General features: G+C 70.6%; 15 protein-coding genes. 9 read left to right on the top strand and 6 right to left on the bottom strand.

Annotation, left to right across the window (positions count from 1 at the left end; genetic code table 11):
- Positions 1–30 precede the first annotated feature (30 nt).
- Complete coding sequence (locus tag DKM19_RS16210; protein WP_110696405.1) at positions 31–528, bottom strand: GNAT family N-acetyltransferase; 498 nt, start codon at positions 526–528, stop codon at positions 31–33.
- 150 nt (positions 529–678) lie between these two features.
- Here DKM19_RS16210 and DKM19_RS16205 point away from each other — a divergent pair, with 150 nt between their 5' ends.
- A complete protein-coding gene (locus tag DKM19_RS16205; RefSeq protein WP_239514279.1) occupies positions 679–1,119 on the top strand; it encodes an SRPBCC family protein in 441 nt (146 codons plus the stop codon).
- Here DKM19_RS16205 and DKM19_RS16200 read toward each other — a convergent pair.
- From DKM19_RS16200 to DKM19_RS16185, 4 genes are all read right to left on the bottom strand, one after another.
- Positions 1,106–1,681: an FxsA family protein gene (locus tag DKM19_RS16200; protein WP_110696404.1), complete on the bottom strand. Its 576-nt coding sequence runs from the start codon at positions 1,679–1,681 to the stop codon at positions 1,106–1,108. The two genes, DKM19_RS16205 and DKM19_RS16200, sit on opposite strands and share 14 nt — an antisense overlap.
- A gap of 118 nt (positions 1,682–1,799) precedes the next feature.
- The gene (locus DKM19_RS16195) at positions 1,800–2,543 is read right to left on the bottom strand and encodes a polyprenol monophosphomannose synthase (protein ID WP_110696403.1); all 744 of its coding nucleotides are present in this window, start codon (positions 2,541–2,543) and stop codon (positions 1,800–1,802) included.
- Complete coding sequence (gene lnt / locus DKM19_RS16190) at positions 2,543–4,183, bottom strand: apolipoprotein N-acyltransferase (protein WP_110696402.1); 1,641 nt, start codon at positions 4,181–4,183, stop codon at positions 2,543–2,545. Before lnt ends, DKM19_RS16195 begins: the two co-directional genes overlap by 1 nt.
- Before the next feature lie 547 nt (positions 4,184–4,730).
- The gene (locus DKM19_RS16185) at positions 4,731–7,079 is read right to left on the bottom strand and encodes an AAA family ATPase (protein WP_204359093.1); all 2,349 of its coding nucleotides are present in this window, start codon (positions 7,077–7,079) and stop codon (positions 4,731–4,733) included.
- 176 nt (positions 7,080–7,255) lie between these two features.
- On the opposite strand from DKM19_RS16185, the gene DKM19_RS16180 reads away from it, so the two are divergent.
- The 7 genes from DKM19_RS16180 to DKM19_RS16150 all read left to right on the top strand — a co-directional run bounded on the left by DKM19_RS16180 (position 7,256) and on the right by DKM19_RS16150 (position 15,101).
- Positions 7,256–8,470: an ROK family transcriptional regulator gene (locus tag DKM19_RS16180; RefSeq protein ID WP_110696401.1), complete on the top strand. Its 1,215-nt coding sequence runs from the start codon at positions 7,256–7,258 to the stop codon at positions 8,468–8,470.
- 56 nt (positions 8,471–8,526) lie between these two features.
- A complete protein-coding gene (locus DKM19_RS16175) occupies positions 8,527–9,870 on the top strand; it encodes an ABC transporter substrate-binding protein (protein ID WP_110696400.1) in 1,344 nt (447 codons plus the stop codon).
- Positions 9,871–9,876: 6 nt separating this feature from the next.
- Positions 9,877–10,827 (top strand): carbohydrate ABC transporter permease, encoded by a 951-nt coding sequence (locus tag DKM19_RS16170; protein WP_110696399.1) that lies wholly within the window; start codon positions 9,877–9,879, stop codon positions 10,825–10,827.
- The gene (locus tag DKM19_RS16165) at positions 10,824–11,714 is read left to right on the top strand and encodes a carbohydrate ABC transporter permease (RefSeq protein ID WP_110696398.1); all 891 of its coding nucleotides are present in this window, start codon (positions 10,824–10,826) and stop codon (positions 11,712–11,714) included. The genes DKM19_RS16170 and DKM19_RS16165 overlap by 4 nt, the downstream gene beginning before the upstream one ends.
- Positions 11,711–12,970 (top strand): 6-phospho-beta-glucosidase, encoded by a 1,260-nt coding sequence (locus DKM19_RS16160; RefSeq protein WP_110696397.1) that lies wholly within the window; start codon positions 11,711–11,713, stop codon positions 12,968–12,970. Before DKM19_RS16165 ends, DKM19_RS16160 begins: the two co-directional genes overlap by 4 nt.
- The gene (locus tag DKM19_RS16155; protein ID WP_204358814.1) at positions 12,967–13,935 is read left to right on the top strand and encodes an N-acetylglucosamine kinase; all 969 of its coding nucleotides are present in this window, start codon (positions 12,967–12,969) and stop codon (positions 13,933–13,935) included. The genes DKM19_RS16160 and DKM19_RS16155 overlap by 4 nt, the downstream gene beginning before the upstream one ends.
- 230 nt (positions 13,936–14,165) lie before the next feature.
- Complete coding sequence (locus DKM19_RS16150; protein WP_110696395.1) at positions 14,166–15,101, top strand: hypothetical protein; 936 nt, start codon at positions 14,166–14,168, stop codon at positions 15,099–15,101.
- Between the two features lie 130 nt (positions 15,102–15,231).
- Here the strand turns inward: DKM19_RS16150 and DKM19_RS16145 are convergent, their stop codons facing one another.
- Positions 15,232–16,146 (bottom strand): LysR family transcriptional regulator, encoded by a 915-nt coding sequence (locus DKM19_RS16145; protein WP_110696394.1) that lies wholly within the window; start codon positions 16,144–16,146, stop codon positions 15,232–15,234.
- A gap of 208 nt (positions 16,147–16,354) precedes the next feature.
- Between DKM19_RS16145 and DKM19_RS16140 the strand changes: the two genes are divergently transcribed.
- Positions 16,355–17,413: an SDR family oxidoreductase gene (locus DKM19_RS16140; RefSeq protein WP_110696393.1), complete on the top strand. Its 1,059-nt coding sequence runs from the start codon at positions 16,355–16,357 to the stop codon at positions 17,411–17,413.
- Positions 17,414–17,429 lie beyond the last annotated feature (16 nt).

The raw sequence follows: 17,429 nt of genomic DNA, 5'->3' as shown, positions 1-17,429 counted from the left end.
CCCTTTTCCGTGGCTCTCCCCCGTGGCGGTTCAGGCCAGGGGCTTCGCGAAGCAGTGCGAGCCCGCGAGCTGCTCGTAGGGAGGAAAGAGCGGGATGGGGGCGTAGCCCTCGCGCTCGTAGAGCCTCACCGCGTCCGGCTGGCGATGTCCGGTCTGCAGGACGACCCGCGCCGCGCCGAGCGCGCGAGCCGCGTCCTCGGCCGCCGCCAGCAGCGCGCGTGCCACATCCGTGCCCCGGTGGGACGGGGCCACGAACATCCGTTTGAGCTCCAGGTCGCCGTCGAGCCGGCGCAGCGCGACGTGCCCGACCGGCACGCCCTCCCCCGTGTAGGCGATCCCGGTGTAGACGACGGTCTCGGGCTCGACGTTCATGCCCTTGGGCAGGTAGTCCGGCGCGGACGCGAGCAGGTCGGCGTAGCGGGCTCCCATCTCCTCCTCCATGGCCTCACGCAGTGCGACGGCCGCGGCGTCGTCCCAGGACACCGGCCTGACCACGGTCGCACCGGCCTCCTTCGCGGATGCGGTCATGTGATTGCTCCCCCTGTCCGCCGCCCGTCCTCTGTTCGCGGCGGCCACCGGAAGATCCTGGCAGTCCTCCGCCCCGCGGCCGTCCCCGCCCCCCGCCTTTCCCACCCCTCCCACAGGGGTCGGGCTCCGGTCACGGGGAACGAACGGAGGGTGACTCACTCTCATATCAGCGTCTCGGTGGACGCGCACGCCCGCCCCGAGCGGGTGTTCTCCGTCCTGACCGACTGGTCGCGACATGACGAGTGGATGCTCCTGACCCGAGCCCACGTCGCCGCCGGGGACGGCCGCAGCGCGGGAAGCCGGCTGGCGGCCTTCACCGGGGTCGGCCCGGTCGGGTTCACGGACACCATGGAGATCACCGAATGGGACCCGCCCAGGACCGTGAAGGTCCGGCACACGGGCCGGCTGGTGCGCGGCACCGGAACCTTCCGCGTGCTGCCCCGCGAGGGCGGCAGCACGATCGTCTGGGAGGAGGATCTCGACCTGCCGTTCGGCCCGGTCGGGCGGCTGGGCCGGCCACTGGTCGGGCCGCTGAGCGCGCCGCTGTTGCGGCTCTCGCTCCGCCGCCTGGCCGAGCTCAGCGATCGGTGAGATCCCGGTCGGAGCCACCCGGCCCACGCTGGCCGCCCGTCCCGCCCGGCTCGTCCCGTACGACCTCGCCGTGGATGACCGGACCGGAGGCGCCGCTCCGGCCGCTCGGGTCACTCTGGCCGCGCATCACGTCGAAGGGCGAGCCCAGGCCGCCGAACGGCGAGCCGAGGCCGGGACCCGCCGCGCTCTGGGCGAGGGTGCGGATGCGGCGGGCGAAGAACCACGCGCCGAGCCTGCGGACCAGCGGCCGGGTGAACGGCAGGATGAACAGGAAGCCGACCACGTCGGTGAGGAAGCCCGGGGTGAGCAGCAGCGTGCCGCCCGCGACGATCAGGGCGCCGTCGGCGAGCTCCCGGTCGGGCATCCGGCCGCTCTGCAGCGCGCCCTGAAGGTTACGCCAGGCCCTCCGGCCCTCGCGGCGGACGATCCAGGCACCGAGCAGGCTGTCGGCGAGCAGGATGGCCACCGTGGGCCAGCCGCCGATGACCTCACCGACCTGGATGAGCACCCAGATCTCCAGGACCGGGACCACAAGGAAGACCAGGAACAGCAGAAGGCGCATCTTTTCCTCAACTCACGCGGCAGCCGTACGACATGACAACGCCGCAGGGACGCTTAGCGTTCCGCCGTGACGGCATGGGTCGCGGCCCGGCGGGCGGCCCAGCCGGCGACCCGGCCGTCTAGCGCGGGCGGCGCAGGCGCCGGGGCATGCCGGAGACGCCCCACATCGTGACCCGCCACAGCGCCTCGGCCACGATGGCCCTGTTCATCTTGCTGGACCCGGTCGTGCGGTCCACGAACGTGATGGGCACCTCGGCGATCCGCAGCCCGTCGCGGACCGTGCGCAGGGTCAGGTCGACCTGGAAGCAGTAGCCCTGTGACTCCACGTCGCTCAGGTCGATCTTCTCCAGGGTGGCGGCGCGGTAGGCGCGGAACCCCGCGGTGGCGTCGCGGACCGGGACGCCGAGCATCATCCGGGTGTAGACGTTGGCGCCCCGTGACAGGAACTCCCGCGAGGTGGGCCAGTTGACCACCTTGCCGCCGGGCACCCACCGGGAGCCGATCGCCAGGTCGGCCCCGTCACCCAGGGCCTCCAGCAGCTTCGGCAGCTCCTCCGGCTGGTGGGAGCCGTCGGCGTCCATCTCCACGAGGACGCCGTAGCCCTCCTCGAGCCCCCATCGGAAGCCGGCGATGTAGGCGGCGCCCAGGCCCTGCTTGCCCGGCCGGTGCAGCACGTGGATCTGGTCGTCGTCCGCCGCCAGCTCGTCCGCGACCGCGCCGGTGCCGTCGGGGCTGTTGTCGTCGGCGATCAGCAGATGCGCCTCGGGAACGGCCTTGCGCAGCCGCTCAGCGATCATCGGCAGGTTTTCCCGCTCGTTGTACGTCGGGACGATGACGAGCACCCGGCCAAGCATCCGCTCCATCATGCGTCTCCCACCTGCTGGTCGTCCTCCCGCTTCCCCGAGTGCACCAGGCTACGCGTCCGGCGCCGCCAGACGGCCGCCAACGCGCCCAAGCCCACAAGTATCAGCACCCATTCGGGCAGCGCGCCCACGCGCGTGGCGATCGTCTCCGCGGTCCTGACCGGAATGGTCAGGACCGTCGACGCGGGCACCAGCTCCTTGGTGCGCCAGGCGATCGAGCCCTCGGGGGTCACGTAGGCGGACACACCGGTGATCGCGGCGGTGACCACCGCCCGGTTGTGCTCGACCGCGCGGATCTGGGACATGGCCAGCTGCTGCGCCGGCAGGTTGGTCAGCGCGTAGGTGGCGTTGTTGGTCTGCACGACCAGCGGCGAGGCGCCCGTTCTGGCGGTGCCGCCCACGACGCCGTCGAAGGCCACCTCGTAGCAGTTGATCGCGCCGATGGTCACCGGGCCCAGCTTGAGGTCGCCGTCACGGGTGCCGGGCACCGACTGCTTGCCGACCAGGCCCGCCCGCTTGAACAGGGCCAGCACGAGGTCCTTGAGCGGGGTGTACTCCCCGAAGGGGACCAGCTTCTGCTTGTCGTAGTAGGCGCCGGGCCCGGTGACCGGGTCCCAGATCAGGCTGCGGGTCGCCCGGTTGTTCTCCCCGACGCCGACCACGGCGCCGACCAGGACCGGCACTCCGATGTCCTTCACCGCCGCGTCGATCTCCTGGTAGGCGAAGTCACTGCGCAGGGGGTCGATGTCGGTGGAGTTCTCCGGCAGCACGACCACGTCCGGCCGGGGCGTCTTCCCCTCCCGTACGGACTGCGCCATCTCGTGAAGCATGCGGGTGTGGTTCTGGAGAACCACCGCCGGCACGTCCCCGAGGGGGTCCATGCCGCGCCCGGGAACGTTGCCCTGGATGATCCCCATGGTCACGGTCTTCCCCTCGTCACCGGGCCGGGGAACGGCGAACGCCGCGGCCGGCACGGCCAGGATCCCGATGAGCGGCAGCGCGACCGCCCGCTCCCAGCGCGGGGCCGGGGTCAGCCGGAGCACCAGCAGCGCGATCAGGCCGCCGCACAGGGCCACCGCGAAACTCACCAGCGGCGCCCCGCCGAGGGCCGCATACGGGGTGAAGACCGACTCGCCCTGGCTGAAGGCCACCCGCAGCCAGGGGAATCCGCCGAACGGGAACGCACCCCTGGCCCACTCCATCGCCACCCACAGCGCGGCGCTCCACAGTGGCCACAGGGGCAGCCGGACGACCAGCGTGGCACACGCACCCCAGGCGGCGTAGAAGACGCTCTCCATGGCCACCAGCCCCAGCCAGGCGTCCATACCGATCGGGCTGACCCAGTGCAGGCCGGGCAGCAGGAGAGCCAGCCCGGTCAGGAGGCCCAGCCACGCGGCGCGGCGCGGGCGCGTGCCCTGCACCGACAGGACGGCCAGGGCGAAGCCGAACGGCGCGAGGAACCACAGTCCGAGCGGGGGGAAGGCGAGAAACAGCAGCAGGCCGCCGGCGATCGCGCCCGCGACCCGGGCGATCAGCGCCCGGCGAGAGGTTGCGGCGGTCGCCCTCCCGGGCAGGCCGTCGACGGGGTCTCCCGTCACCGCCGTCCGCGGCACCGGGACGGCCGTCTTGTCCTGCACCACGGGCGAGGCTCCTTGGTATGTCGTACGGGCGGTTGACGCCTGGCGGTCTTTCTCAACCGAACGGTACCGCCCAGGTCGCATGCCCCCCAATGCTCCCTCCTGGGCATTTCCGGAAGCATCGCGAAAAAAGCAACGGGGCGATCCCAAGGCTGATGGACGCCTTGTGGATCGCCCCGACGCTTGCGGCGCTCCGCACGGGAGCGGGAAGAGGGCCCGGATCACCCTTCGGACCGGTTCCGTCCCGTCGGCGGCGAGCGCGGATTACCGTTGTCTACTGGGTGCCCGGACCCCTCCTTGGGTCCAACCCCCCGCCCGGATGGAGTGCCCCGCCTCGACGAACCGCCGGCCCTGCGCCTGGCTGTACGGACGGAGTCACCTCCGTCACGGGCGCAGGAACCGGCGAGGTCGAAAGACGGCCAACCGGCCAGTCCCGTGCTGGACTGGGCAGCAAACTACCGACCCCAGCGCAGATGTCAACCGTGTCCCTAACAGCGGAAACATCAAGTTTTCGCAGCTGGGACATGATCGACGAGAGCCGTCAATGGTCTCATGTGATCCGATGTCGCTCAAGTCGAGCAAGCGCTTCGGGTAGTGATCCGCCATGGACGACGCCAAGACGCTGGGTCGCGCGGGTCAGCGCGACGTAAAGATCGCTCGCGCCGCGCGGGGACTCGCTCAAGATCAGCTCCGGTTCGACCACGATGACCGCGTCGAACTCGAGCCCCTTGGCCTCGGCGACGGTCAGCACCGCCACCTGCGCGTCCAGGGCCTTGGTCCCGGGTCCGGCGACCGCGCCGTCGACGGACCGGACCACGATCTCGCCGAACTCCTCCACCCGGGATTCGGGGACGATCACGACCAGGCGCCCGCCTTCGACGATCTCGGCCTTGACGACGTCGCCGAGGGACTCCAGCGGTGAGACGGCCCAGGGCCGGGCGCCCGTCTCCCTGACCGAGGTGGGCGCGACCAGTCCCGGACCGATCAGGGCGAGCACGTCGGCGGCCACGACCATCAGCTCGGCCGGGGTCCGGTAGTTGACGCTGAGGTGCTCCTCGCGCCAGCGCCCGGCCACGTACGGGTCGAGCATCCGGCCCCAGGAGGGCGCTCCGGCCGAGGAGCCGGTCTGCGCCAGGTCGCCGACGATCGTCATCGACCGGGTCGGGCAGCGCCGCATCACCATCCGCCAGTCCATCGCCGACAGCTCCTGCGCCTCGTCCACGATGATGTGGCCGAAGGCCCAGGTGCGGTCGGCCGCCGCACGCTCGGCGGTGGTGAGATAGACGTCGTCGTTCAGGTGCCGGGAGGCGAACTTCTCGGCGTCCATGATGTCGGACAGCCCGGTCATCTCCAGCACCTCCTTGGCGTAGGCCAGCTGGTGCTGACGCTCGTCAAGGGCGGCGGCGCGCGACGCCGCCTGCTCCTCCTCGGCGATCCACGCCCCGGCCCGCAGCACCCCGGGGTCGATGTCGCCGAGCAGCTCGGCGGCCTCGTCCAGCAGCGGCACGTCGGACTCGGCCCACCAGTTCTCCCCCTTGCGGGGCGGCTCGCGCAGCAGCAGCTCGCGCTCGGCCTCGCCGAACTCGCCCGCGGCGTAGTCCAGCCGCTCGCGGGAGGTGAACAGCCCGATCAGGAGCTGCTGCGGGGTGACGTAGGGCCACAGCCTGTTCAGCGCGGCCTTGACGGGCCGCTCGGTGCGGAGGTCCTCGCGGATGTCGGCCAGCTCTTCCTCGTCGATCATGCCCCTGCCGAGCTGCCTGGCGGCCTGCCGGGCGAGCGCGTTGAGGAGGTGGCGCACGAAGATCGAGCGGGCCTCGTTGTGCGCCCTCTTGGAACGGGCCGCCCGGTTGCGGGCGGCCTCCAGGATGTTGCCGTCGAGCTTGAGGGTGTATTTGTCGAGGCGGATCTCGACCGGCTTGCGCGGCACCCGCTGCCGTTCGCGTACGGCCCGCTCCACGACCTGGGCCATCCGCACGTCGCCCTTGATCGCGGCGACCTCGGGACGCTCCCTGACTCCGGGGACGACCCCCGGATACAGCTCGGAGACGGTCGACAGCAGCACGTCGGTCTCACCCAGGGAGGGCAGCACCTGCTCGATGTAGCGCAGGAAGGTCAGGTTGGGCCCGAGGATGAGCACGCCCCTGCGGGCCAGTTTCTCCCGGTGGGTGTAGAGCAGGTAGGCCGCCCGGTGCAGGGCCACGACCGTCTTACCGGTGCCGGGACCGCCCTGCACGACCAGCACGCCGTTCAGGTCCGAGCGGATGATGCGGTCCTGCTCGGACTGGATGGTGGCCACGATGTCGCGCATGCGCCCCGTGCGCTTGGCTCCGATGGAGGCCAGCAGCGCGGCCTCGCCGTTCAGGGTGGCCACGTCCTCGTCGGTGAGGCTGTCGAGGTCGAGCAGGTCGTCGTCGACCCCGATCACCTTGCGGCCCTTGGTCTGCAGGTGACGACGGCGGGTGACACCCATGGAGGCCGCGGGGGTGGCACCATAGAACGGCTGGGCCACCGGGGCCCGCCAGTCGATCAGCAACCGCCGCTGTTCGTCGTCGGCCAGGCCGATGCGGCCGATGTAGAGGGAGGTGTCGTCGGCGTTGTCGAGCCGTCCGAAGCACAGGCCGTTCTCGACCGCCCACAGGCGGCCCAGTCGCTCGGCGTACATCCCGGCGAAGCTGTCGCGCTCGGAGCGGTTCTGGTGCGTGCCGCCGCTCCCGCCCTGGGCGAGCACGCCGTCCAGCTGACGCTGAGTGCGCACGCGCAACAGATCGAGTCGTTCGTAGAGACCGGAGACGTACTCCTGCTCTTTGGCGAGCTCGATTTGACGGGTTGCCGTCGCTCCATTATCGTTGCTAGTAATGGGATACTCCGGGCCATTGGGCTGGTTGTTATGACAAACCATCACCCTAGCAGGTCCGTCGAGAAGTTTATCCCCTCTCTTGCCATCACAGGTTGATTGCGGCACCCCCTGTCTCCTTGACGAGTATCGCGGGTCCTCCTTACATTCACTCCAAGTTAGGAAACTTTCCTAACTCCGCTTCAGCGGTGACGCATGGACATGTGCGGACGGAGTCACCCGTGAACCAGCCGACGCCGGGCACCCCGAGCCTGCTGCGCGCGATCAACGATCGCGCCGCCCTGCAGGCCCTCCTGGAACGCGGGCCGCTCACCCGCCCGGAGATCGGCGCGCTGACCGGCCTGTCCAAGCCCACGGCGTCGCAGTTGCTCGTCCGCCTCCAGGAGGCGGGGCTGGTCGTGCTGAGCGGCATCCGCGAGGGACTGCCCGGCCGTACGGCGGAGGTCTACCAGCTCAACCCGGACGCCGCGCACGTCGCCGCGCTGGACGTCACCCCCGCGCACATCGACGTCAGGGTCGCCGACCTCACCGGCGCGACGATCGGCGAGCACCGGCTGCCCACCCCGGGACGCCCGGGCGACGAGGTGGTCGACAGGGTCCGCGCCGCGCTGGAGGGCGCCGGCGCCCCCGCCGGGCTGCGGCGCGCGGTCATCGGCGTGCAGGGCGCGCTCGACCCCGGCACCGGCCGGCTGGGCTACGCCACCAGCAAGGACATGCCTGGCTGGCACATCCCGAACCTCGTGCCCACCCTCAGCGAGGGCCTCGGCATCCAGATCTCCGTCGAGAACAACGTCAACCTCGTCGCCCAGGCGGAGCAGGCGCACGGCGTGGGCCACGGCCACCAGGACTTCGTCCTGCTCTGGGCCGACGAGGGACTCGGCTCCGCGCTGGTCATCGGCGGCCGATTACACCGGGGCGCGACCGGCGGCGCCGGCGAGGTCGGCTACATGCCCGCCCCCGGCGCGCCGACGGCCAGGGAGGCCGGGCGCTACGCCAACCACGGCTACCAGGCTCTCACCGGCGGCCCCGCCGTACTGAAGATCCTGAGGTCGTACGGCCTGCGCGGCGCCACCTCCGCGCAGGCCGTACGGAACGCCGTGCAGGCCGCCGGGAACACCACGACCACAACCGCGGCGGCCAAGCGCGCCGACGACGCGCGCGCCGGGCTCCGCGACATCGCCGCGCGGCTCGCCGTCGGGCTGGCCTCGATCACCTCCGTCGTCGACCCCGAGCTCATCGTGCTGACCGGCGGAACCCTGCTCGCCGGCGGTGACACCCTGCGTGAGCTCGTCGAACACGAGCTGCACGCGCTGACCATCCCGCGGCCACCGCTGCTGCTGTCAACCGTCGAGGGCAATCCCGTCCTCGCCGGCGCACTCGACCTCGCCCTCAGGGCCACCCGCGACGAGGTCTTCGGCTCCACCGTTCCCTCCTGATCCCTCCTGATCCGCCCCCACCCCCTCCTGATCACCTCACAGAGGAGGCAGCCGTCGTGCATCGACGCTCTCTCACCTTCGCCATAGCCGCCCTGACCGCCACGACCCTGACCGCCTGCACCGCGGGCACCAGCGGCGCGCCCGCCCTCGGATCCCAGCCCAAGCCCTCAGGCTCCGCCTCCGCCGCCCTCCCGGCCGCCACCATCGAGCTGTGGCACGGGTTCTCGGCGCCCGGCGAGGTGAAGGCGTTCGAGGACGCCATCGCCGGATTCCGCAAGAAGTTCCCGCAGATCACCGTCAAGCTGGTCAAGGGAGTTGAAGACGACCAGATCACCCAGGCCGTGCGCGGCGGGACGGCACCGGACGTCGCCTCCTCCTTCACCACCGACAACGTGGCCCAGTGGTGCAGGAGCGGGGTGTTCCAGGACCTCACCCCGGTGATCAAGCAGGACGGCATCGACCTGTCCGTGCTGTCGGCGGCCTCGCGCTCCTACACCGAGTTCGAGGGCAAGCGCTGCGTGATGCCGCTGCTCGCCGACTCCTACGGGCTCTACTACAACAAGGCCCTGATGAAGGGCAACGCCCCGCCCAAGACGCTGTCGGAGCTGACCGCCCTCGCCAAGAAGCTCACGGTCCGCGACGCGGACGGCACCATCAAGGTCGCCGGATTCATCCCGAGCTTCCAGTACTACGAGAACGTCCCCTCCCACCTCGCGCCGATGGTCGGCGCGACCTGGGAGAAGCCGGACGGCACCTCGGCGATCGGCTCCGACCCGGCCTGGAAGCAGCTCCTGCAGTGGCAGAAGGAGCTCGTCGACTGGTACGGCTACGACAATCTGGAGAAGTTCCGCAAGAGCCTGGGGCAGGAGTGGTCGGCCGCCAACCCGTTCTACAAGGGCAAGGTCGCCATGGCCCTGGACGGCGAGTGGCGCAACGCCATGATCGGCAACGAGGCCAAGGGCCTCGACTACGGCACCGCGCCGCTCCCGGTCGCCGACGACAAGCCCGACCTCTACGGCAGCGGCTTCACCGCGGGCACCGTGATCGGCGTGCCCAAGGGTGCGAAGAACCCGCAGGCCGCCTGGGAGCTGGTGAAGTATCTGACCACCGACACCGACGCGCTGGTCACCCTCTCCAACGCGCTGCGCAACGTGCCGACCACCAAGGCCTCGATGGAGTCGCCGGCCCTGGAGAAGGACGCGAACTTCCAGACCTTCCTCGACGTCTTCGCCCACCCGAAGACGAGCACGATGCCCTCCAACGTCAACAGCGCCTTCAACCAGGACACGCTGCAGGAGTTCTTCGTCCGGTGGGAGAAGGGGTCCGTCAAGGACCTCGACGCCGGGCTGGCGGAGGTCGACAAGCGCATCGACGACAAGCTGAAGCTTTCCGGGGGCTGAGCCTCGATGAGCAGCACCACCTACGCCGCGCCGCCTCGCTGGCGGCGCGGCGAGGGCCTCAAGGCCCTCCTCTGGATGTCGCCCTGGCTGATCGGGTTCGCGGTCTTCTTCGCCTACCCCCTGGTGGCGACCGTCTACTTCTCCTTCTACCGGTACGACCTGTTCACGCTGCAGTTCATCGGCCTGGACAACTACCGCTACTTCTTCCACGACGACCGGGCCTGGATCTCCATCCAGAACACGCTGTGGCTGGTGGTCTTCATGGTCCCCGCCCAGCTGATCTTCGGCCTGGGCGTGGCGCAGCTGCTCACCCGTCTGAAGGCGGGCGCCGGTTTCTTCCGGACGGTGTTCTACCTGCCGTCCCTGGTGCCGGTGGTGGCCGGAACCGTCGCCTTCGTCTTCCTGCTGAACCCCGCGGGCCCGCTCAACCAGGTCCTCGAGTTCTTCGGGATCGCCGCACCCGACTGGTTCGGCGACAAGGACTGGGCCAAACCCGGCCTGACCCTGCTCGCCATGTGGGGCATCGGCAACACGATGATGATCTTCCTTGCGGCGCTGCTGGACGTGCCCAAGCACCTGTACGAGGCCGCGGCCATCGACGGGGCGGGCGCGTGGCGGCAGTTCCGGAGCATCACGCTGCCGATGATCTCGCCGGTGCTGATGTTCTCCGCGGTCACCGGTGTCATCTACGCCCTGCAGTACTTCTCCCAGGCGATGATCGCCGCCCGGGTCGCCTCAGGGGTCACCGACTCCGCCGGCAGCACGTTCGTGCCCGGCTATCCGGAGCTGTCCACGCTGACGCTGCCCGAGTGGCTCTTCCACTCCGGTTTCCGCGACTACAGCATGGGCTACGCCTGCGTGCTGGCCCTGGTGCTGTTCCTGGCGTCCATGATCTTCACCCTCATCCTGCTCCGGCAGTTCCGCGTGTTCACCGACGACGATGGAGGCAACAGGTGACGACTCTCGCCGCGAGGCCCACCGCCACCGCCCCCGTCCGTCAGGCGAGCCGGCGCGGCAGCCGCGTCCGGAAGACCCTCTACTGGATCGCCCGGCACGCCGTCGCCGTGGCGCTGTCACTGATGTTCCTCGGCCCGCTGGTGTTCGTGACGCTGACCGCGCTGATGAGCGACAACCAGGCGCTCACCGGCGAGCTGTGGCCCGACACCTGGAACTGGGGCAACTTCGCCGACGTGTTCGCCAGGTCGCACCTGCTGACCTGGACGGCCAACACGTTCATGTACGCCGCGCTCGGCACCGCGTTCATGCTGCTGTCGTCGATCCCGGTGGCCTACGCGATGGCCCGCTTCCGCTTCCGGGGGCGCAAGCTGGCCTTCCTGGCGGTGATCACGGTGATGATGCTGCCCCCGCAGGTCATCGCCGTCCCCGTCTACCTCATCTGGGCACGCATGGGGCTCACCGGCACGCTGTGGCCGCTGATCCTGCCGATGCTCCTCGGTGACGCCTTCTCCATCTTCCTGCTCCGGCAGTTTTTGATCACGATTCCCAGGGAGTACACCGAGGCCGCCCGCGTGGACGGCTGCTCGGACTTCATGACCCTCCTGCGGGTGATCCTGCCGATGGCACGGCCGGCTATAGCGGCGGTGGCACTGTTCCAGTTCTTCTACTGCTGGAACGATTACTACGGCCCGCTGCTCTACGCCCAGACAAACGAGGCAAACTGGACGCTCTCCATCGGGCTGGCGTCCTTCCGGGCACTGCACAGTGTGCAGTGGAACCTCACCATGGCGGCGACCCTGCTCGTCACGGCACCCGTGATCATTGTGTTCTTCTTCGCCCAGAAGGTCTTCATCGAGGGCGTAACGCTGACAGGAGTAAAAGGGTGAAAATCGCCGTTGTCGGGGGCGGCTCGACGTATACGCCGGAGCTGATCGACGGATTCGCACGGTTGCGCGACGAGCTTCCCCTCACCGAGATCGCACTGGTCGATCCGGACGTCCACCGGCTGGAGCTGGTCGCGGGGATGGCCCGCCGGATGCTGGCCCACGCCGGGCACCCGGCCACGGTCCTCGCGACCACCTCGGTCGAGGAGGGCGTCGCCGGGGCTCAGGCGGTCATGCTGCAGTTGCGCATCGGCGGCCAGGCGGCGCGCAACGTGGACGAGACGCTGCCCCTGGAGTGTGGTTGCGTCGGCCAGGAGACGACCGGCGCGGGCGGGCTGGCCAAGGCGCTGCGCACGGTCCCGGTGGTGCTGGACATCGCCGAGAAGATCCGCACACACGCGCCCGACGCCTGGATCATCGACTTCACCAACCCGGTGGGCATCGTCACCAGGGCGCTGCTGGAGGCGGGCCACCGGGCCATCGGCCTGTGCAACGTGGCCATCGGCTTCCAGCGCCGCTTCGCCGCGAACCTGGGCGTCACCGCCGACCGGATCTCCCTGGGCCACGTCGGCCTGAACCACCTCACCTGGGAACGTTCCGTTCTCCTGGACGGGGTGGACGTGCTCCCGCGGCTGCTGGAGAACCACGCCGAGGAGATCGCCCAGGACGTCGGCCTGTCCGCGGGACTGATCCGCCACCTCGGTGTGGTGCCCTCCTACTACCTGCGCTACTTCTACGAGCACGACCTCGTGGTGGAGGAGCAGAGGAGCAAGCCGTCGCGCGCCGCCGAGGTCGCGGCGATGGAGACCACTCTGCTCGAGATGTACGCCGACCCGTCGGTGAACACCAAGCCGGAACTGCTGGGCAAGCGCGGCGGGGCGTTCTACTCCGAGGCCGCGGTGGCGCTGATCGCCTCGCTGCTCGGCGACCGCGGCGACACCCAGGTGGTCAACCTGCGCAACAACGGCACGCTGCCGTTCCTGGGCGACGAGGCGGTCATCGAGGTTCCCGCCACGATCACCGCCACGGGTGCGACGGCGCTGCCGGTGGAGGAGGTCCAGCCGCTCTTCGCCGGGCTCATCGCCCACGTCACCGCCTACGAGACGCTCGCGCTGGAGGCCGCGCTGCACGGCGGCAGGGAGCGCGTCGCGGACGCGCTGCTGGCCCACCCGCTGATCGGTCAGGCCTCGCTGTCGGAGGACCTGGCCCAGCGCCTCATCGACGCCAACCGCCGGTACCTGCCCTGGGCGAACGTGTGAGAACCGTGCTGGCCGTCGACGGCGGCAACAGCAAGACCGATGTCGCGCTGGTCGGCGAGGACGGCTCCGTCCTGGCGGAGGGCCGCGGCGCCGCCTTCGAACCGCAGAGCGTGGGGGTGGGCGCCGCGGTCGACGTGATCGGCGATGCCCTGCGGCTGCTCGACCCGGACCTGACGCCCCCGTTCGCCGACCACGTGGCCGCCTACCTGGCGGGCGCCGACCTCCCCGTCGAGGAGGAGGCCATCCGCGACGAGATCGCCGCCCGGGAGTACGGCAGGGACGTGGTGGTCGGCAACGACACCTTCGCGCTGCTGCGCGCCGGGGCCTCAGGGCCCGCGGGCGTGGCCGTGGTGTGCGGGGCGGGCATCAACGCCGTCGGGGTCTCCCCCACCGGCGAGGTGGCCAGATACCCGGCCCTGGGAAGGCTCACCGGTGACTGGGGCGGCGGGATGGGGCTCGGCGAGGAGACGCTCTGGCACGCCGTACGGGCCGAGGACGGCCGGGGCCCGGCCACCGCGCTGGACCGCGCCGTCCGCGAGCACTTCGGCGCCCGCACCGTCGAGGACGTCGCCCTGGGCATCCACTTCGGCGACCTGCCCGGCTTCAGGCTGAACGAGCTGGTGCCGGTGCTGATGGCCGTCGCGGCCACCGGTGACGCGGTGGCCCGCTCGATCCTGGTGCGGATGGCCGACGAGGTCACCGTGATGGCGGTGGTCGCGCTGCGCCGCCTGGACCTGCTGGACACCCCGATGGAGGTGGTCCTGGGCGGCGGCGTGCTGACCGCCCGCGACCCGTTGCTGAGCGAGCTGATCGAGCGGCGCTTCGCCGAGCAGGCCCCCCAGGCCAAGCTGATCGTCGCCGACGTCCCGCCCATCATGGGCGCCGCGCTGCTCGGCCTGGACGCCCTCGGCGCCACCGAGGAGGCCAAGGCCCACCTGCGCGCCTACTTTCACACCCTGACGTGACACCCGGGGCTCACGCCCCGGCATGAGCCCCGGTGACATGGCCGCACGGGTGCGGTCCATGTCACCGGGGCGTCGAGTTCACGCCGGCAAGCTCGCTTCCCTGCCGGGCAGGGAAGCGAGCTTGCGGCGGAGCACTCGTGTCGAACGGTGGAGGACACCGGGTTCGTACTCACCCGGGATGAGTATCCGTACGGTTGGCGCGCCGCCGCACGCGATCGATAGTCGCAGTTATGAACGAATTATCGGATCGGGCCGTCCTCACCAGGTGCGCCCTGACAGGGCTGGCCGTCGGTGTGGTCGTCGGTGTCATCTGGGCCGAAGCCGCGATGAACCACCGAGGCCTGGACGGCGTCTTCAGCGGCATCGCGATGATCGCGATCCCGGTTCCGCTCAGCGGGATCCTGGCACGGTCGGCCGGAATCTCCCGGTGGTGGCTGGTGGCACTCGCCGGATCCGTGGCCTTCGGAATGCTGGCCAATGGACTGTCCGCGTTTGCTCCCCTCCCCAACGACTACGGTCTGCCCGAGACACTCACCGGAGTCGTCTTCCCCCTGGCCGGCGCGGCGGGGTACGCCGCGGTGGGCTGGATCGTCATCCCGCGGGCCCTCCTCACGGCCGGCCTGTCGCGGACCCTCCTCGCCGCCGCCCTGCCGCGGATCCTCCTCGTGGGAGCGATGATCGCGTTTTCGGCCGGCGCCGGCCAGATCTCGGATCGCGTACGGCACTGGCACCAGGTCCGGGGTCTGGCCGCCCTGGGAGTGCCGCTGGTCGTCCTGGACGTCCCCGGCCACCGGCACACCCGGACGGAAATCTGGCGGTTCCCTCCAGAGGACGGAGGCCAGGCGGTCCAGCTCACCTATCACCGGGGCACGCTCGGCGCCGGACCCGACTGGTCGGAGGTGCAGGTGTTCATCCGTGCCACCGCGACGACCCCCGGCCAGGCGTGCGCCGCGCCGTATCCGCACTACGCCTGGGGCCGCGACCGCACCTGCCGGACGCTGTCCGACGGCCGCGTGCTGCTGATCAGTCACGGCAGGCCCTCAGCCCTGTTCATGAGGCACGGCGACGTGCTGCTCCAGATCGGCAGCCACACCGCGACCGAGGCGGAGCTGCTCGCCGCCGGCCACGTCCGGCCGGCGACGGCGGGCGAGCTGATGGAAGTGTGAGAACCGGAGCACGCCGCCCGATCCCACCCCGTCACCGTTCAGATGAACGTGTGCTCACCGTGAACGGCCGCCGGTGCGGGAACGGCGGGCAGGAAGCGCGCGGCGTCCCCACCGGCCGTGGCGGGCGCGGTCAGGGAGCGGGGTGCGCGTCCTGCGGGCGGAGGAGCTTCCCGGCCACGTTCTCGCCGAGCAGGGCGAGGAAGGCCCCGCTGACGGCGTCGAGCTCCGTGCGGGCGTAGGCGAAGAGAACCCTCGTGATGGGGGGCCTGAGCCTGAGGGTGCGGCCCTCGTACCCCTTCGGGACGATGTTGGCGGGAATCAGCGCGGGTCCGAGGCCTGCGGCGGCGAGGATCGGGGCCGACGCCGTCTGCTCGGTGCGGACCGCGATCCTCGGCTGGAACCCGGCCTCCGCACACGCGCGGTCCAGGATGTCGGCCAGGCCGTTGTCCGGCGCGTAGTGGACCCAGCGGCGGTCGCGGAGGGCCCCCAGATCCACCTCGGTCGCCTGCCCTGCCGCGGCGGGGTCGTCGGAGGGGACCGCCACGACGAACTCCTCGACGCCGATCGTGCGCACCGGTCCCGCCCAGGTCCCGGGCCTGGGGCCGATGGCGAGGTCGGCCTGCCCGCTCGCCATCGCCTCCGCGAGCTCGTCCGCGTGCCGGTGTTCGAAGAGCCTGACGTCGACCCCGGGATGGAGCCGGCTCCAGGCCTTCAGCGCGGCGGGCAGCACGCCGAGACTGACCGAGTAGACCGTCGCCAGCCGCAGCTCTCCCCCGGTCAGCCCGATCGCCTGACGTACGGCCGAGACGGCGCCGGCCGCGTCGGCCAGGGCGGCCCGCGCGTGGGGCAGCATCGCGCGGCCGGCCGCCGTGAGGTGAACGGCCCGGGGCAGCCGCTCGAGCAGGGGCGAGCCGACCGACCGCTCCAGCGCCCTGACCTGGTGGGAGAGAGCCGGCTGCGTGACGTGGAGGATCTCGGCGGCCCGCGTGAAGGAGCCCTGGTCGACGACCGTCACCAGATACTCGAGCTGCCTCAGGCTTACCATGCACAAAATTTATCAGAAGCATACAAAGGATGACTTGGACGCATGAGAGCGCGTTGCCGGAGAATCGACCTCACGCCGCCGGTCACGGCTCCCCCCGTCGCCGAACCGCGCCCCGGCCGTTCGGCGGACCAATCCGCACAGATCAGGAGACGTCCCCGGCCTCCTCTCCACGGCTGAGGCCCGGGCTCTCCGCGCCCAAGGAGTTTCGATGAGCACCCAGTCCAAGGTCGCCCTCGTCGTCGGTGCCCACGGGGTCATCGGCCGCAACCTGGTCGACCATCTCGTGGCGCTCGGCGACTGGGACGTGATCGGGCTGTCGCGCCGCGGCGGAGAGGCCACGGGACGGGTCCGGTACGTGTCGGTCGACCTCCTCGACCCGGACGACTGCGCCAGGAGGCTCGGCGCGCTCACCGAGGTGACCCACATCTTCTACGCCGCCTACCAGGAACGGCCCACCTGGGCCGAGCTCGTGCCGCCCAACCTCGCCATGCTGGTCAACGTCGTCGACGCGGTCGAGCCGGTGGCGAACGGCCTGCGTCACATCAGCCTCATGCAGGGATACAAGGTCTACGGCGCGCACCTCGGCCCCTTCAAGACGCCGGCCCGCGAGAGCGACCCGCACCACATGCCGCCGGAGTTCAACGTCGACCAGCAGACCTTCCTCGAAGAGCGGCAGAGGGGCGCGGAGTGGACGTGGTCGGCGATCCGCCCGTCCGTGGTGTGCGGTTTCGCCCTCGGCAACCCGATGAACCTGGCCATGGTGATCGCGGTCTACGGCGCGATCTCCAAGGAGCTCGGCCTGCCGCTGCGCTTCCCCGGCAGGCCCGGGGCCTACGACAAGCTGCTGGAGATGACCGACGCGGGCCTGCTGGCCAAGGCGACCGTCTGGGCGGCGACCGACGAGCGATGCGCCAACCAGGCGTTCAACATCAACAACGGCGACCTCTTCCGCTGGAACGAGATGTGGCCGAAGATCGCCCGCTTCTTCGACCTGGAGGTGGCCGACCCGCTGCCGATGTCCCTCGACGTCGTCATGGCCGACAAGGGCCCGCTCTGGAACGCCATGACCGAGAAGTACGGGCTGGAGCCGCACCCGTACGAGGACGTGTCGTCCTGGGGATTCGGTGACTTCGTGTTCTCCTGGGACTACGACATGTTCGCCGACGGCTCGAAGGCCCGCCGCTTCGGCTTCCACGAGTACGTCGACACCGAGGCGATGTTCCTGGACATCCTCGGCGACCTCCGCCGGCGCAGGATCATCCCCTGATCCGGCCGATGCCCCG

Source organism: Streptosporangium sp. 'caverna', assembly GCF_003203775.1.
In the GTDB taxonomy this organism is placed as follows: Bacteria; Actinomycetota; Actinomycetes; order Streptosporangiales; family Streptosporangiaceae; genus Streptosporangium; species Streptosporangium subroseum.
This window is presented reverse-complemented; position numbering and strand designations above follow the sequence as displayed.

Coding starts and splice junctions, on each gene's coding strand:
- DKM19_RS16170 (WP_110696399.1), top strand. CDS start 9,877: ATGAGCAGCACCACCTACGCCGCGCCGCCTCGCTGGCGGCGCGGCGAG.
- DKM19_RS16210 (WP_110696405.1), bottom strand. CDS start 528: ATGACCGCATCCGCGAAGGAGGCCGGTGCGACCGTGGTCAGGCCGGTG.
- DKM19_RS16145 (WP_110696394.1), bottom strand. CDS start 16,146: ATGGTAAGCCTGAGGCAGCTCGAGTATCTGGTGACGGTCGTCGACCAG.
- DKM19_RS16185 (WP_204359093.1), bottom strand. CDS start 7,079: ATGGTTTGTCATAACAACCAGCCCAATGGCCCGGAGTATCCCATTACT.
- DKM19_RS16140 (WP_110696393.1), top strand. CDS start 16,355: ATGAGCACCCAGTCCAAGGTCGCCCTCGTCGTCGGTGCCCACGGGGTC.
- DKM19_RS16150 (WP_110696395.1), top strand. CDS start 14,166: ATGAACGAATTATCGGATCGGGCCGTCCTCACCAGGTGCGCCCTGACA.
- DKM19_RS16200 (WP_110696404.1), bottom strand. CDS start 1,681: ATGCGCCTTCTGCTGTTCCTGGTCTTCCTTGTGGTCCCGGTCCTGGAG.
- DKM19_RS16195 (WP_110696403.1), bottom strand. CDS start 2,543: ATGGAGCGGATGCTTGGCCGGGTGCTCGTCATCGTCCCGACGTACAAC.